Origin of the sequence: Paraburkholderia sp. J76, from assembly GCF_905220295.1 — a bacterium.
In the GTDB taxonomy this organism is placed as follows: Bacteria; Pseudomonadota; Gammaproteobacteria; order Burkholderiales; family Burkholderiaceae; genus Paraburkholderia.
Genome location: NZ_CAJMZJ010000001.1, coordinates 571,123 through 586,443 on the forward strand (window position 1 = coordinate 571,123; position 15,321 = coordinate 586,443).

The window sequence follows — 15,321 nt, forward strand, 5'->3', positions numbered from 1 at the left end:
TCTCTACGCGCTGGTCATGCTAACGGTCCATCATTTGAACAACTCGCGCTCGCAGCGCGTGCTGTGGCTCCTCGAAGAACTAGCCGTTCCCTACGAAATCAAGCGTTACGAACGCAATCCGGAAACGATGCTCGCGCCGCCTGAATTACGCGCTATCCATCCGCTCGGCAAATCGCCGGTCATTGTCGATGACGGGCAGACAGTGGCGGAGTCGGGCGCCATCATCGAATATCTGCTGCAAAAGTACGGCGCGGGCCGGCTGGCGCCTGCACCCGGTTCACAGGAGTGGCTGAGCTTTCGGTACTGGATGCATTATGCGGAAGGTTCGGCAATGCCGCCGCTATTGCTCAATCTCGTCGCGTTGCGTATTGCGAGCGCGCCTGTACCGTTCTTTGTCAAACCGGTTACGCGCAAGATTTCCCAGACCTTGCAAACGAGTTTCATCGATCCGCAGCTCAAGACTCATTTTGATTTTATCAATAATGAGTTGAGCAAAACCGGCTGGTTTGTCGGCAATGCGTTCAGTGCAGCCGATATTCAGATGAGCTTTCCGCTTGAGGCGGCCAACTCGCGCAGCGCCGATCCCGCGCATACGGCCATTCGCGATTTTCTCGAGCGGATTCATGCGCGACCCGCGTATCGGCGCGCGCTCGAACGCGGCGGCGAATATATCTATGCCTGACCGGATAACGGACGGATAGAGATGCTTCGGGCGAAGCGAGCGGCACACCGTTGCCGCTTCGCTCATTACCCGGGAGAGCGCGCGCCGCTCGCGCGCAAAATCAATCGCACGACTTCCTCGGTGCTCGCCTCGAATCCCGCATTGGATAGCGCGCGCTTGCCCGAAAGCGCACGAATTTGCGCCTCGAAGTCGGCATAGTGCTGCGTGGTCGCCCAGATCATGAAAAGCAGCGTTTTCGGATCGACGGGCGCGAGCAGACCTTCGGCAATCCAGCGGTCGATCAGCGTTACGCGCGTTTCCATCCACGGCTTCACGCGCTTGAGCAGAATGTCCTGCATATGTGTCGCACCACTAATGATCTCGTTCGCCCACACTTTTGAGCCAAGCGGCCTGCGCCGCGAGAGTTCCATCTTCGCGCGCACATAACCGCCAATGGCTTGCACGGGATCGTCGCTCGCGTCGAAGGTGTCGGCGGCCGCGTTCCATTCTTCGAACAGATCGTCGAGCACACGCCAGTAGAGCGCGAGCTTGGTCGGAAAGTAGTAATGGAGGTTGGCTTTCGGCAAACCCGCGCGCTCGGCGATGAGCGCCGTGCTCGCGCCTTCGAAGCCGCGTTCGGCAAACACGGCCTCCGCGCAGGCGAGCAGATGCGTTTCGTTCGACTCGCGTATGGCGGCTTTGCGCCGCCGCGGCTTGTGCGCTGCGTCAGCGGCTTCCCGTTCGTGCGTCGTGCCTCGCATCGCGTGGGCCGCGGCTCGCGTGGTGGGTTCGTCGTCGCGCATGATGATCGGTCCGTTCGGAAGGGAGGAGGCGGCGCACGGCCGCGCCCCTGTCGGCTTCATTGTAGTCACGATGTAAGCGCCTCGTGCATTCGCTGCCGTTGGGGAAAACGCGCGGGCAGTCGGCCGCGTTTTCGCGCACTGCAGCATGGATGGCACGCTTCTCGCTGGTAACACCGCATTGAATTCGCGAAGTTTATCGCCTACAACCTGTCCAATCGGACAGGATTCGCGCAGCGCGGTTTCGGGAGCCGCGAGAAACCTGAACGCATGCACCGACATGGCTCTTCCCGCCCCACAAGGCGGCACGAATGCACGTTTGACGAACACGGACAGGAGAACACGCATGAACGCAGTTAGCGAAGCCGCGCTGACGACCGCGATCCACGTGAATGGCCAGCGGTTGTGGGACAGCCTGATGGAGATGGCGAAAATCGGCGCCACGCCCAAAGGCGGCGTGTGCCGTCTCGCGCTCACCGACCTCGACAAGCAGGGACGCGATCTCATCGTGCAATGGGCAAAGGAAGCCGGCTGCACGGTGAGCGTCGACCAGATGGGCAACGTGTTCATGCGGCGCGCGGGGCGCAACAACGACTTGCCGCCCGTGATGACGGGCTCGCACGCCGATTCGCAGCCCACGGGCGGCCGCTTCGACGGCATCTATGGCGTGCTGGGCGGCCTCGAAGTGATCCGTTCGCTCAACGACCACGGCATTCAAACCGAGCGCCCCGTTGAAACCGTTATCTGGACCAACGAGGAAGGCTCGCGCTTCGCGCCCGCGATGGTTGCGTCCGGCGTGTTCGCGGGCGTTTTCACGCTCGATTACGGGCTTTCGCGCAAGGATGTCGATGGCAAGACGATCGGCGAGGAATTGAAGCGCATTGGCTATGCAGGTGAATTGCCGTGCGGCGGCCGCAAGATTCACGCGGCGTTCGAACTGCATATCGAACAGGGGCCGATACTCGAAGCCGAGAACAAAACCATTGGCGTCGTGACGGACGCGCAAGGGCAGCGCTGGTACGAAGTCGTGCTCACGGGCCAGGAAGCGCATGCGGGCCCCACGCCCATGCCGCGCCGCCGCGACGCGCTGCTGGGCGCCTCGCGCGTGGTGCAGCTCGTGAACGAAATTGGCCTGCGCCACGCGCCGCTGGCCTGCGCGACGGTCGGCATGATGCAGGTGCATCCGAATTCGCGCAATGTGATTCCGGGCCGGGTGTTTTTCACCATCGACTTCCGGCATCCGCAGGACGACGTCCTCGCGCAGATGGACGCCGAACTTCGGGAAGGCATTGTGAGGATTGCAGAGCAAGGCAAGCTGGAAACGCAGGTCGAACAGATTTTCTATTACGCGCCGGTGCCGTTCGACAAGGCCTGCGTGAATTCCGTGCGCGCGGCGGCCGGGCGCTTCGGCTATTCGAACCGCGAGATCGTTTCGGGCGCGGGCCACGACGCATGCTATCTCGCGACGGTTGCGCCGACTTCGATGGTGTTCGTGCCGTGCATCGACGGCATCAGTCACAACGAGGTCGAGGACGCCACGATTGAATGGATCGAGGCAGGCGCGAATGTATTGCTGCATGCCATGCTCGAACGCGCGAGCGAACCCGCGAGCTAGTGGTAACGCCTTGACCCCAACGCAAGCGGCCTGAGAGCCGCGCTGTCTTTCACGTTTTCCCCACGTACCGGCTGCTCGCGTCACGCACAGCCGGCGGACCCGTGTTTTGCCTCGCAAGGAGCATCCGGATGTCCCAGCCCAACTCGAATGCCGCCGACGGCATGGCGCCTGGCCGCCTCACCGCCGAGCAGCTAGACTGCAATTTCGCCGACGTCACGCCGCCGCTTTCGCCCAACGCAGCCGTCATTGCCGCCGACCGCTGCCACTATTGCTACGACGCGCCATGCGTGGCGGCCTGCCCGACCGGCATCGACATTCCGGGCTTTATCCGCAAGATCGGCAACGGCAACCTCAAGGGCGCGGCGCGCGATATCCTGAGCGCCAATCCGTTAGGCGGCGCATGTGCGCGCGTGTGCCCAACCGAAATTCTCTGCGAAGGCGCATGCGTCCGGAATCATCAGGATGGCGAACCAGTTCGGATCGGCGCGCTGCAGCGCCATGCAACCGACTTCCAGACGGCGCGCGAGGCCGCGGGTGCGCCGGCGCTCTTCAAGCGCGCAAGCGATACGGGACGCCGCGTTGCCGTGGTCGGCGCCGGACCGGCGGGGCTCGCATGCGCGCATACGCTTGCGCTTGCCGGGCATCGCGTGAGTGTGTTCGACGCGCGCGCCAAGCCGGGCGGCCTCAACGAATACGGCATTGCGGCGTACAAGGTAGTGGACGACTTCGCGCAACGCGAGGTCCAATGGCTGCTTTCCATCGGCGGAATCGAAATGCGGCATGGCCAGCGCGTGGGCCGCGACGTCACGCTCGCCGAATTGCGAGCCGCGTATGACGCCGTATTCATCGGCGCGGGGCTCGGCGGCACGCACGCGCTTTCCATCGAAGGCGAAACGCTCGACGGCGTGCTCGACGCCGTGGAATTCATTTCACGTTTGCGCGAGGCCGACGATCTTTCTACGTTGGCCGTGGGCCGCAAGGTGGTGGTGATCGGCGGCGGCAATACCGCCATCGACGCCGCCGTGCAAAGCCGCAAGCTGGGCGCGCAGCAGGTGATGCTCGCGTACCGGCGCGGCGCGACGCAGATGAGCGCCACGTGGGCCGAACAGGAATTCGCGCGCGTGCAGGGCGTGGCGCTGGTCGAATGGATGAAGCCCCTGCGCATTACCGGCGACACCCGCGTGGAGGCCGTGGAGTTCGAGCGCACCGCGCTCGATGCCGGCGGCGCATTGCGCGGCACCGGCGAAATCGTGCGGGTGGAAGCCGACATGGTGCTGAAAGCCATTGGCCAAAAGCTCGTGCCTGAAGGCCTGGTTGGGCCGGCGGGCCACGATGCACTGCAACTGACTTCGGGCGGCGCGCGCATTGCCGTGGATGCGGACGGCGCGACATCCATCGAAGGCGTATTCGCCGGCGGGGACTGCGCGGGCCACGGCGCAACTGACCTCACCGTGCAGGCCGTGCAGGACGGCAAGCTCGCCGCGCGCGCGATCGATCGCTATCTTGCGAGGCAGTCCGCTCAAGCGGCTTGAACTGCGCGGCTTGAACTGCGCCGCTTGCGCCGCGCAAACACATCGAATCCCGACAATACCAAGGAGTCGCACCATGGCCGACCTGCGCTGCACGATTGCCGGCATTGAATCGCCCAACCCGTTCTGGCTCGCCTCCGCGCCGCCCACCGACAAGGCCTATAACGTCAACCGCGCCTTCGAGGCGGGCTGGGGCGGCGTGGTCTGGAAAACGCTCGGGCTCGACCCGCACGTGGTGAACGTGAGTTCGCGCTATGGCGCGACCACCTGGCGCGGCCAGCGCATGGCGGGGCTGAACAACATCGAGCTTATTACCGACCGGCCGCTCGAAGTGAACCTCAAGGAAATCGCTCAGGTGAAGCGCGACTGGCCCGACCGCGCGCTCATCGTCTCGCTGATGGTGCCGTGCACCGAGCAAGACTGGAAGTGGATACTGCCGCAGGTGGAAGACACGGGCGCCGACGCAGTGGAGTTGAACTTCGGCTGCCCGCACGGCATGAGCGAGCGCGGCATGGGTGCGGCCGTGGGACAGGTGCCCGAATACATCGAAATGGTCACGCGGTGGGTGAAGGAGGGCACGCGCCTGCCTTGCCTCGTGAAACTCACGCCCAACGTCACCGACATACGCCATGGCGCGCGCGCGGCGATGAAAGGCGGTGCGGACGGCGTCTCGCTCATCAATACCATCAACTCGATCGTGGGCGTCGATCTCGACGCGATGGCGCCGCTGCCCACCGTCGATGGCAAAGGTACGCACGGCGGCTACTGCGGTCCCGCCGCGAAGCCGATTGCGCTGCACATGGTCGCGGAAATCGCGCGCGACCCGCAAACGCACGGCTTGCCGATCTCCGGCATCGGCGGTGTTTCCGACTGGCGCGACGCCGCCGAATTCATCGTACTAGGCGCGGGAAGCGTGCAGGTTTGCACCGCCGCGATGCATTACGGATTCCGAATCGTCAGCGACATGATCGACGGCCTATCGAACTGGATGGACGACAAGGGCTATGCGAATCTCGACGCCGTTCGCGGGCGCGCCGTGCCCAACGTCACGGACTGGCAGTACCTGAACCTCAACTACGACATCAAGGCGCGCATCGATCAGGACCGCTGCATCCAATGCGGTCTCTGCCACATTGCGTGCGAGGACACTTCGCATCAGGCCATTACGGCCACGCGCGACGGCAAGCGCCACTTCGAAGTGGTCGACGCGAACTGCGTCGGGTGCAATTTATGCATGCATGTGTGCCCGGTCGACCAATGCATCACGATGGAGCGCGTCGACTCGGCCCGCTACGCGAACTGGACTACCCATCCGAACAACCCCGCCCGCGTGGCCGATCCGAAAGCCGCCTGACGCGCAAACCGCGCCGAGCCAAACCAAACCAGACCAAACCAACGACAAGCCACGGAGAATCGCAACCATGAGTCAGCCATTGACAGGCGACGCCGCCGCGCGCCGCGCCGAAAGCGAGCTATACAACGACGATCTCGCGCCGACCGGCGCCGCGCAGCGCACCTGGCACTGGTATCACTTCGCGGCGTTGTGGGTGGGCATGGTGATGAACATCGCCTCGTATATGCTCGCAGCCGGCCTCACCGAGCAGGGCATGTCGCCGTGGCAGTCGGTGCTCACGGTTCTGCTCGGCAATCTCATCGTGCTCGTGCCGATGCTGCTGATCGGACACGCGGGCACGAAATACGGCATTCCCTATGCGGTGCTCGTGCGTTCCTCGTTCGGCACCCAGGGCGCGAAGCTGCCCGCCATGTTGCGCGCCATCGTGGCGTGCGGCTGGTACGGTATCCAGTCGTGGCTTGGCGGCAGCGCCATTTATACGCTCGCCAATATCCTCACGCACAACGCGCTGGTGGGCGATGCGTTGCCGTTTCTCGGCATCTCCATCGGTCAGGGCGCGTGCTTCCTCGTGTTCTGGGTGCTGCAACTCTATTTCATCCTGCACGGCACCGATTCGATCCGCTGGCTCGAAAGCTGGTCCGCGCCCATCAAGGTCGTAATGTGCGTGGTGCTCGTGTGGTGGGCCTGTTCGAAGGCAGGCGGCGTAGGTTCGATGCTCTCGCAACCTTCGCAGTTCGCGGCGGGCGGCAAGAAAGCAGGCCTTTTCTGGGCGACGTTCTGGCCCAGCCTCACGGCCATGGTGGGCTTCTGGGCCACGCTCGCGCTCAACATTCCCGATTTCACGCGCTTCGCGAAAACGCAAAAGGACCAGTTCGTGGGGCAGGCGATCGGTCTGCCAATTCCGATGGCGCTGCTTTCGGTGGTTTCCGTGGTCGTGACATCCGCCACGGTGGTGATCTACGGCAAGGCGATTTGGGATCCTATCGATCTCACGAGCCGCATGGAAGGCGTGGGCGTCGGCATTGCGCTCATCATTCTCACGCTCGACACGATGTGCTGCAATCTCGCGGCGAATCTCGTCGGCCCCGCCTACGATTTTTCGAGCCTTTGGCCCAAGGCTATCTCGTACAAGGCGGGTGGGCTCATTACCGCGGGCATTGCCATCGTGATGATGCCGTGGAAAATTCTCGCCACCACGCAGGGCTATATCTTCACCTGGCTGGTCGGCTATTCGGCGCTGCTCGGGCCCGTGGCGGGCATTCTCATCGTCGATTACTTCCTCGTTCGCGGCACACGCCTGAATACTGCCGAGCTATTCGAGGAGAACGGCGAATACGCTTACTCGAACGGCTGGAACCCGGCCGCCGTCATTGCGCTGGTTTTAGGCGTGTTGCCCAATCTGCCTGGCTTCCTCAACACCGCATTCCCGAACGTGTTTGGCTCCGTGCCCGATGCGTTCAAAAGCATTTACACCTATGCGTGGTTCGTGGGGCTCGCCATTGCGGCGCTCGTCTACGGCGTGATGATGAAGCTTGGCAAAAGCCGGCGCCCGAGCGTTGCGAGCGCGTGAAGCGTTACGGCGTGAAATCGTTCAACTGAAGGAGACTTGGCATCATGGCGATCCTGATTCGAGGCGGCACCATCGTCAACGCGGATAAGAGCTGGCGCGCAGACGTGCTCTGCGAAAACGGCGTGATCCAGGCCGTGGGCGAAAACCTTGAGGCGCCGGCCGGCGCGACCGTGGTCGATGCGGGCGGCCAGTACGTGATGCCGGGCGGCATCGACCCGCACACGCACATGGAACTGCCGTTCATGGGCACGACGGCGAGCGACGACTTCTATACGGGCACGGCGGCGGGACTCGCGGGCGGCACGACATCGATCATCGACTTCGTGATTCCGAACCCGAAGCAGCCGCTCATGGACGCCTTTCGCGAGTGGCGCGGCTGGGCCGAAAAAGCCGCCGCCGATTATGGCTTTCACGTAGCGGTCACGTGGTGGGACGAGAGCGTGCATCGCGACATGGGGCTGCTCGTCAACGAACATGGCGTGTCGAGCTTCAAGCACTTCATGGCGTACAAGAACGCCATCATGGCCGACGACGAAATTCTCGTGAACAGTTTTGCGCGCTCGCTCGAACTGGGCGCGCTGCCTACCGTGCATGCCGAAAACGGCGAACTTGTCTTCCAGTTGCAACGGCAGTTGCTGGCGCGCGGATTCACGGGGCCGGAGGCGCATCCGCTTTCAAGGCCGCCCGAGGTCGAAGGCGAGGCGGCGAACCGCGCCATTCGCATTGCGCAGGTGCTGGGCGTGCCGGTGTACATCGTCCACGTTTCGGCGAAGGACGCGCTGGAAGCCATCGCCCGCGCGCGCGGCGAAGGGCAGCGCGTGTTCGGCGAAGTGCTCGCGGGGCATCTGGTGATCGACGAGGCCGTCTATCGCGACCCGGACTGGACACGCGCCGCCGCCCACGTAATGAGCCCGCCGTTCCGTACGAAAGAGCATCGCGACGCGCTCTGGCGCGGCCTGCAAGGCGGACTGCTGCACACCACGGCAACCGATCACTGTGTGTTCTGCGCTTCGCAAAAGGCAATGGGCCGCAACGATTTCACAAGGATTCCGAACGGATGCGGCGGCGTGGAAGATCGCATGGCGGTGCTGTGGGACCAGGGCGTAAACACGGGCCGGCTTACGCCGAACGAGTTCGTGCGCGTGACCTCCACGAACGCCGCGCAGATTTTCAACCTGTATCCGCGCAAGGGCGCCGTGGCGATCGGCGCCGACGCCGATCTCGTCGTGTGGGACCCGCAGGCCACGCGCACGATTTCGGTGAAAACGCATCATCAAAATGTCGACTTCAACGTCTTCGAAGGCATGACCGTGCGCGGCGTGCCCACGCACACGGTCGCGCAAGGTGAGCTGGTATGGGCCGACGGCGACCTGCGCGCGCGGCGCGGCGCCGGGCGTTACCTGAAGCGGCCCGCGAATCCCGGCTATTTGCAGGCGTCGCGGCTGGCGAAGAGCCTGAAGGAGACGCAACCGGTGCACCGCGAGGGCGACGCACCCGGCTAGCGATATCACTGGCTGATGTCCAGCCACACGCGCTTTGCGGCTTCGAACGTATCCTGGCCAATCAGTGTCTCGAACAGTTCGTTCGTCCGCACTGCCTGGTTGGGCACCGGCCCTTGAATCCAGAGGTCGCAGAACTTCGCGATCAGATCGACGTCTGATTGCTCAGTCGCATCCATGTCCAGCCTGACGAGCGCCGCGAAGTCGGCTGAATTCAGGCCGCACGGCAGCGTCCAGTTGCCGTCCGTGCAGCAAGGCCGAATCATGGGATTCATGCGCACGAGCGGGCCGCCGATCGACGGCGTGCAAGGATTGCAGCAGCCCGCGCCGCCCAGCGTCAGATACGCGGCGAAGGTGGCGGCGTCGGGCGGATCGGAGACGATGCTCCTCGCCATCGTACCGATATCGGTTGCGAGGCCGAAGGACTGTTGATGGAGAACCAGTTCGACGTCCTTCGTATCGGGCAAGCCGGGCTCGACCAGCGGCAGGCTGGTATTGCCGGTACCGATGCTCAGGGCAACGATGGGCGTGTCCGCGATTTCATAGCGTTGGCAGTTGGCTTTCGTCTCCAGTACCGCCGCCTGCACAGGGTTGTTGTAGCCCGCTACGGCGCCGTCCCAAAAGCGATGGGGCGCGTAATTCGCGTTGACCGGGAAAATGGCGGGTTGGTCGAAGTAATCGATGGGCGCATTGGTGGAGGCGTGGATTGCCTCGGCCACTGTGGGCGCCTGGGGCCGGATAGTGTTGTTGGCGAGACTCGCCGTGTCGGAGCGAAAAAACATGCAGTGCCGCAGGTCGTAGTCGAACGCGGGAATGACGATCCGGGGCCACTGCCCGGCGCCGCCGTCCAACTCCTTCGGCAACTCGTCAAGCCGCGTGCCGCCGAATCTCGGCAACGCCGCCTGAATGCCCAGGAATTTACGCGAGGCCGAATACTTCGGCCCAAGCCCCAGCGCGTCTTCGAGCAACTTGCTGCCGAAGCCGGCAATGCCGCCGAGCGGCGCGAAGATACTGGCCCGGCTCGCGGCGTCCTGAAACAGATTCAGGATTCTGGATAACGGGTAGTTTTCAATCAAGCCGCCCAGCACGAGCGACCCGCCCGAATTGGCGGCGACCATATCGAAATTGCGGAGGATTTCGTGCCCGGTTTTATCGGAACCGTAGATCTCCTGCAACGCGCGGACCTGGATCAATGCCCAGGTGCCGCCGCCATCCAGGGAAAGGATTCGAAAGCGCGGCATATGACCTCCGGTCGAACAAAATAAAGGCTAGCGCCGACGCCGCGCCGCTTTATGTTCGATAGATCACACTGTACGCGCCTTCAGCGTTTGCACCGGGACAGGAAGATCGCAATCGTTTCGTCCGTGCTGGAAGGCTTTCTCGACGGCTGGCGCCGGGCCGGTCATGAATCGAAAGCGCTGAGTCTGTAGTGTACAAAGTCGACGGACAAGCCCAACATCTGCGAAAGCATCAGGGCGGGGATGGCGCCGCCGCGCAGGATTCCGAGTATCAAACCTACGTTCTCTTGAACCAGTTGCTCTCTTTTTGACAGGCAAAACGTTTCGATCTCGTCGTAGCCGTAGAAGTAGACGGGCAGTCTGGAAAACTCGGTGTCCATCTGGGCTCACTTCGTCTACAGCGAAAGCGGCAACGCAAGATGCCGCGCGTACATCAGATCGCGGTGTGCGAGCAAAATGGGATCGAGTGCCGCGTCGGTCTCCGGATCACGCGTTTCGAAAGCCGTCCTCACGCCCGCGTCCATCGGACACGCTTCGTGCGGTAACGGTCGAAGCAGCCCCAGAACGGCGGCGCTGTACACATCGACCGCAGTCACCGAATCGCCGATGTAATACGGCGAGCCGGCCTCGCGCTGCGCCTTCAAACGCGCGGCGAACATTCCTAGCAGCGTCTTCACGCGACCGGCCGCGGCCTCACCGGCCTCGGGGCTGTACCCATACTTCTTGCCCAGATATTTCGCGACCCGATCGGGAAAGCCGCCTTCACTCCGTAAGCCCGCATGAATCAGTTGCAAACGGCGGGACCACCCGAGGCCGCATTCACCGCATAGTTCATGCGCCAGCCCGAAAGCCAGCGCACGCGCGGCGGGGTCCTCCGGCAGCAACGAAGGGGTAGGGACCAATCGCTGCGCGAGCAGCAGGATCTCCGCCCAACCGCGGCGCGGCCGCTCCTGCCCGTACATGAGCACGGGCGCGCTCAGTTCCCCCGCCCATTGCTTCAGCGTCTCGCTGTCGTAGGCCAGTCGCACCGCGGACCACTCGATGCCCTTGATATGCAGGATGCCCTTGGCCGCTTCGCTCCACGGGCTCGGAACGCCACCGACCACGACCATACGCAAACCGTCGCGCTGAACTGCTGTTTCGACATCGATATATTCGAACGGCATTGAATTGTCTCCTCAAGACTCCGTGTGACCGCCTTTGCATTGCTTGAGCGTCGGATCGAGCAACGCAGTCCTGATGTCAAGCGAAGACGCTTCACCGAGTTTCGCATAGTCGTTTTTGAGCCATATGTCCGCCACCTCGCGCCCACGATCGAATAGCGTTTCGAGCAGCGCCCAGGACGTGCTGGTCTTGGATACGAGACCGAACTTCGCGAGAAAGTCGTCGTCGCGAATCAGGTGAAAACGGACGGTCTTGAAGCGGCTTTTGCGCGCCGCTTCTTCGCCAACCGAATCTAGCACGCGGTTGACCGCCTCGATCGCGTTGATTTCCAGCACGACCGAAGCGTTGAAACCGATTTCGTTGAGCCGGTCCAAAATGCCGCGCGCATTTTTTGGCGGCATGTCGCGGCGCACGAACGGATTTACGAGGATCAGGATCAGGTCCTGAGCGTGCGCGATCAACGGCGCCAAGGGCGGATTGCCCAGATAGCCGCCATCCCAGTACGGCACGCCGTTGACGTCCACGGTGCGGAATTCGTTCGGCAGGCACGCGGACGCGCGCAGCACCTCGACGGATATTTCGGGCTGCGTAAAGATGGCGCGCTCGTTGGTTCGTACGTTGGTCGCGCAAATGAAAAGCTGCGGTGCTCCGCTCTTTGTATTGAGCGTGGCGAGATCGGTTTGCGAAAGTATGGAGCGGATCAGCGGTCCAAGCGGATCGCGATAAAACGGATTGTCGTAAGGCGAAGCGACGAGCCCCACGACCTCAGCCAGAATGGCGCCGGGGCTCCAGTCGATATTCCAGCCGCCGAACGGTCCGGGCTCGGAAAAGCCGAAAAGCGCATTGCCGGCCAGCGTTCCCGCGCGCGAGACCGCCTCCCAGAACGCGCGCAGCATCTCGCGCGCTTTCGTGGCGCCGCCGCTCGCGAGACCTGCCGCGCAGAGCGCCGCATTGATTCCACCCGCGCTCGCGCCGCTGATGGCCGCGACATTGAACGGCGTTCCCTGCGACGTGGATTCGAGCAATCGATCGAGTACGCCCCACGTGAAGGCGCCGTGCGAACCGCCCCCTTGCAAGGCAAATGCAACGTTGGGGAGGGACTGCTGCACGCCGCTCGGGGTCATGGCTCTCTCTCGTCATCGCGTTGCTCGCAATCGTACGCGCGAGAGGGAATGCGTGTGCTGTGAATGCCGCGTCAGGAAGCGGTGAGGGCGGGCGGCGCGACCTCCAGCATGGCAAAGCCCTCGGGGGCTATGCTTACAGCGTAAACAGCCGGGAGTCGCCATGCAAGCCTCCGTTACACGCAGGTCCGTCGATCTCAGCGCTTATCCGGATCTGGTAGTCGTCATCCTGGGTTTTCGCGTGCGCCGGTTGCGGGGAATCGCTACCTTGTTCGGCATCGGCAAAGGCTTGCGGCAAATCGGGTTGAATCCGCCTGCTGGCTTGCTTTCGAGCGAGCAGTTCCTTTTCGGCCTCAATCACGTGGGTATCCGCCAGTATTGGCGCGACCTCGAAAGCCTCGAGGCTTTTACGCGCAGCGCGCCGCATTCGCAGTGGTGGGGCGAGTTTCTGCGTGACAGCGGCGGCGCGGGTTTCTGGCACGAAAGCTATGGCCGGCATGGAATGGAGGCGGTGTATGTCGACATGCCAGGACCCGTGGGCTTCGACCGCTTCGCACCGGCGCACCAGCCCACCGGACCTTTCATGACCGCGCGAAAACGAATGGCGGCGGACCAAACCTCTGGCGGTTCAACGGGCGTGTAGAGGCGCGCACGCGCCGTGGTTATCAAACACCTCGATATCTTCGTGCAGAATGCGGCGGATTTCGAAAATCGCCTCCGGTGTTTCCTGAACGCTATGCCCCGATACGATCACCTTTTCGGAGAGCGCGCCGTCGAGATGCGCACTGCGATAGGGGACGACTCCATCGTCGGAATCCTCTAGCGGGCCCGTCTCGCGGCGCCGCGCAATAATCGAGTGAAAGCACACATCTGGGCTGATCGGCAATTGCGAAAGCGCCTGGATGATGGGATCGGTTTCGCGCAACTGCTCGATGCTGTTGGGAACCGGAATGGTTATCCCTGCTCGTTGGGTGCTATCCGCATTGGTCGTGGTCTGCAGCATCTCGTCCATCTCTTTCAACAACGCAAGCGGCAAGCGCACCAGGTTCGCGACCCAACGCGAAAGGCGATTGCTCGCGAACGGCGTGCCGCGATGTGGCGCGGCGATGAAAATCGCGCGCTCGACCTGCGGCATCGGCGTAAAGCGCAGTAGACGATTGAGCCGCTCGTCTTCGCGAACGATGTCGATTCCTTCGGGCAAGTACTTGTTCTGGACGGTTACCCATAGCGTGTCGTCCGACGAGGAGACGAGCAGCCGCGCGAGCACGCCGCCCATGCTATGGCCGATCAGCACCATCCCGTTCGAAGCGGGCAGCGCGCCTGATGGGTCGAAATGCGCAAGGGTCAGTTGCACCGCCTGCCGTATTCGCGCGAGGTTCACGAGTATGGGCACGTTGGTCGGGTAATAGACCTGCCACACCTGGAAATGCGCGCGAAGCATTTCGTCACCCTGAATATCGTTGGCGACGTTGACCCACGCTTCCGGGCTGCTGGCCAGGCCGTGCAGCATCAGAACGATGCGCCGGTCCGGATCGAACGGCTGCATCATGTAAACGCGCGGGCGATCGATGCCTCTCGTGCGGCCGAACAGCGAACGCAAGGACTGCCTGGCAAAGCCGGAGCGCGCGAGCCAGATGCCGTAGCCCGCGCTGAAGTTCGCCGCGAGCGGCACCGTCTGTCCATTCAGATCTACGCTCTCTACGCGATACGGATCGTAGACCGAAAAGACCACGTCCTGCGAATCGAGCACCTGTTCGAGCGTGCCTTTGCCAAACGACAAAAGCGCGGTCACGTTGGGGGAAGGCATTTCCTCGAACGGACGCGAGCGCGGCGCGGACCACCTGGTGGCGCTGGCGCTCGCGTTCGTATTGCCTTCGACAGCGGGCGTGCTGCTCGTCGCGCTGCCTGGCGTATCGCTCGCCGGTCCGGGCGCAGCGGCAGCCTGCGTGACCGCAACGAGTTCCGCACCCAGGCCGTCGCGCCGGTAGGTGTTGCGCAACCCCGCGAACGACAGGCCCGCAGCCGGAATGACTTCGCTGAGTTCGCGCACGCCTTCGGGCAGTCGCACGGCTTGCAGGTCGATATGAATGGTCCAGCCCGCTATGAACTGCTTGCCGGAATCGCGATTGCCGCTGGCGATCCCGGATGTGCCGCGCAGAAACAACGCGACCGCAAGTTCCTGAACCGCGTAATTGTAGTAGTCGCGAACCTGCGTCTGGCGGTCCTCGAATGCCCGTTCGCCAGCCGTGCGATGACCGAGGAACAGGAACGCGTACGCGTAACGCGCGGTCTTGAGCCACGAGGTGAATTGAGCGTCGGTCCAGGGAGTGCCAGCCGCGGGCGTTTGCGCGAGCGCCATCTGAAGCGATAGCTCGGCGAGGCTGGCGAGTCGCTGATCGGTGTTGAGTCCGCCGACGGTCGCGATCGTGTCGATACACGCTTGCGGCGCGCTTTGGCACGAACTTTCGTCCAGGGCGGCGACCCGCAGCGTGGCCTGCGTCGCCGTGCTCAACTGGCCAGTCGAGAGGATGTCTCCCCGCCGCATGGCAAAGTACTGCTGCGGGCCGAGCGAGTTCACGCGCACCATCGCGCAGCCGGAAAGCAGCGCGACAACGAGAAGGGGTAGCGCCGGAGCCAATATATGGGCCAACCCATGGGCCAACCCATGGGCCAACCGGGGGCAACGCGGCATGCGTGATGAGTCAGGACGCGTCATGAAGGATCGAGGCCGTTCGCATAGGCCAAAAGCGCGTGGCGAATTGGGGGACGG

Annotated in this window: 13 protein-coding genes; 7 read left to right on the plus strand and 6 right to left on the minus strand. The window is 63.2% G+C overall.

Annotated features, from left to right (window positions below):
* Window positions 1-16 precede the first annotated feature (16 nt).
* Entirely contained in the window at window positions 17-682 is a 666-nt protein-coding gene (locus tag U5768_RS02605) for a glutathione S-transferase (RefSeq protein ID WP_322028816.1), read from the plus strand.
* 65 nt (window positions 683-747) lie between these two features.
* On the opposite strand, the gene U5768_RS02610 is transcribed toward U5768_RS02605, so the two are convergent.
* Window positions 748-1,467, minus strand: a complete 720-nt coding sequence (locus U5768_RS02610; RefSeq protein WP_415913842.1) for a TetR/AcrR family transcriptional regulator — start codon at window positions 1,465-1,467, stop codon at window positions 748-750.
* Between the two features lie 340 nt (window positions 1,468-1,807).
* Here U5768_RS02610 and U5768_RS02615 point away from each other — a divergent pair, with 340 nt between their 5' ends.
* The 5 genes from U5768_RS02615 to hydA all read left to right on the plus strand — a co-directional run bounded on the left by U5768_RS02615 (window position 1,808) and on the right by hydA (window position 9,031).
* Entirely contained in the window at window positions 1,808-3,076 is a 1,269-nt protein-coding gene (locus U5768_RS02615) for a Zn-dependent hydrolase (RefSeq protein WP_322028817.1), read from the plus strand.
* Between the two features lie 128 nt (window positions 3,077-3,204).
* Window positions 3,205-4,608, plus strand: a complete 1,404-nt coding sequence (locus tag U5768_RS02620; protein WP_322028818.1) for an NAD(P)-dependent oxidoreductase — start codon at window positions 3,205-3,207, stop codon at window positions 4,606-4,608.
* 73 nt (window positions 4,609-4,681) lie between these two features.
* Window positions 4,682-5,959, plus strand: a complete 1,278-nt coding sequence (preA, locus tag U5768_RS02625; protein ID WP_322028819.1) for an NAD-dependent dihydropyrimidine dehydrogenase subunit PreA — start codon at window positions 4,682-4,684, stop codon at window positions 5,957-5,959.
* A 67-nt stretch (window positions 5,960-6,026) separates the two neighbouring features.
* Window positions 6,027-7,529, plus strand: a complete 1,503-nt coding sequence (locus U5768_RS02630; RefSeq protein ID WP_322028820.1) for an NCS1 family nucleobase:cation symporter-1 — start codon at window positions 6,027-6,029, stop codon at window positions 7,527-7,529.
* A gap of 44 nt (window positions 7,530-7,573) precedes the next feature.
* The gene (gene hydA, locus U5768_RS02635; protein WP_322028821.1) at window positions 7,574-9,031 is read left to right on the plus strand and encodes a dihydropyrimidinase; all 1,458 of its coding nucleotides are present in this window, start codon (window positions 7,574-7,576) and stop codon (window positions 9,029-9,031) included.
* Between the two features lie 5 nt (window positions 9,032-9,036).
* On the opposite strand, the gene U5768_RS02640 is transcribed toward hydA, so the two are convergent.
* The 4 genes from U5768_RS02640 to U5768_RS02655 form a co-directional block, all read right to left on the minus strand.
* Window positions 9,037-10,269, minus strand: coding sequence for a patatin-like phospholipase family protein (locus tag U5768_RS02640; protein WP_322028822.1), 1,233 nt, complete (start codon window positions 10,267-10,269; stop codon window positions 9,037-9,039).
* A gap of 161 nt (window positions 10,270-10,430) precedes the next feature.
* A complete protein-coding gene (locus U5768_RS02645; protein WP_322028823.1) occupies window positions 10,431-10,646 on the minus strand; it encodes a hypothetical protein in 216 nt (71 codons plus the stop codon).
* Window positions 10,647-10,661: 15 nt separating this feature from the next.
* Window positions 10,662-11,432: a hypothetical protein gene (locus U5768_RS02650; RefSeq protein WP_322028824.1), complete on the minus strand. Its 771-nt coding sequence runs from the start codon at window positions 11,430-11,432 to the stop codon at window positions 10,662-10,664.
* A gap of 12 nt (window positions 11,433-11,444) precedes the next feature.
* Complete coding sequence (locus U5768_RS02655) at window positions 11,445-12,554, minus strand: patatin-like phospholipase family protein (RefSeq protein ID WP_322028825.1); 1,110 nt, start codon at window positions 12,552-12,554, stop codon at window positions 11,445-11,447.
* Between the two features lie 160 nt (window positions 12,555-12,714).
* On the opposite strand from U5768_RS02655, the gene U5768_RS02660 reads away from it, so the two are divergent.
* Window positions 12,715-13,194 (plus strand): monooxygenase family protein, encoded by a 480-nt coding sequence (locus tag U5768_RS02660; protein WP_322028826.1) that lies wholly within the window; start codon window positions 12,715-12,717, stop codon window positions 13,192-13,194.
* Here U5768_RS02660 and U5768_RS02665 read toward each other — a convergent pair.
* Complete coding sequence (locus U5768_RS02665; RefSeq protein ID WP_322028827.1) at window positions 13,180-15,201, minus strand: alpha/beta fold hydrolase; 2,022 nt, start codon at window positions 15,199-15,201, stop codon at window positions 13,180-13,182. The genes U5768_RS02660 and U5768_RS02665 overlap by 15 nt on opposite strands.
* Window positions 15,202-15,321: the final 120 nt, after the last annotated feature.

Coding starts and splice junctions, on each gene's coding strand:
- U5768_RS02605 (WP_322028816.1), top strand. CDS start 17: ATGCTAACGGTCCATCATTTGAACAACTCGCGCTCGCAGCGCGTGCTG.
- U5768_RS02615 (WP_322028817.1), top strand. CDS start 1,808: ATGAACGCAGTTAGCGAAGCCGCGCTGACGACCGCGATCCACGTGAAT.
- U5768_RS02620 (WP_322028818.1), top strand. CDS start 3,205: ATGTCCCAGCCCAACTCGAATGCCGCCGACGGCATGGCGCCTGGCCGC.
- preA (WP_322028819.1), top strand. CDS start 4,682: ATGGCCGACCTGCGCTGCACGATTGCCGGCATTGAATCGCCCAACCCG.
- U5768_RS02630 (WP_322028820.1), top strand. CDS start 6,027: ATGAGTCAGCCATTGACAGGCGACGCCGCCGCGCGCCGCGCCGAAAGC.
- hydA (WP_322028821.1), top strand. CDS start 7,574: ATGGCGATCCTGATTCGAGGCGGCACCATCGTCAACGCGGATAAGAGC.
- U5768_RS02640 (WP_322028822.1), bottom strand. CDS start 10,269: ATGCCGCGCTTTCGAATCCTTTCCCTGGATGGCGGCGGCACCTGGGCA.
- U5768_RS02645 (WP_322028823.1), bottom strand. CDS start 10,646: ATGGACACCGAGTTTTCCAGACTGCCCGTCTACTTCTACGGCTACGAC.
- U5768_RS02650 (WP_322028824.1), bottom strand. CDS start 11,432: ATGCCGTTCGAATATATCGATGTCGAAACAGCAGTTCAGCGCGACGGT.
- U5768_RS02655 (WP_322028825.1), bottom strand. CDS start 12,554: ATGACCCCGAGCGGCGTGCAGCAGTCCCTCCCCAACGTTGCATTTGCC.
- U5768_RS02660 (WP_322028826.1), top strand. CDS start 12,715: ATGCAAGCCTCCGTTACACGCAGGTCCGTCGATCTCAGCGCTTATCCG.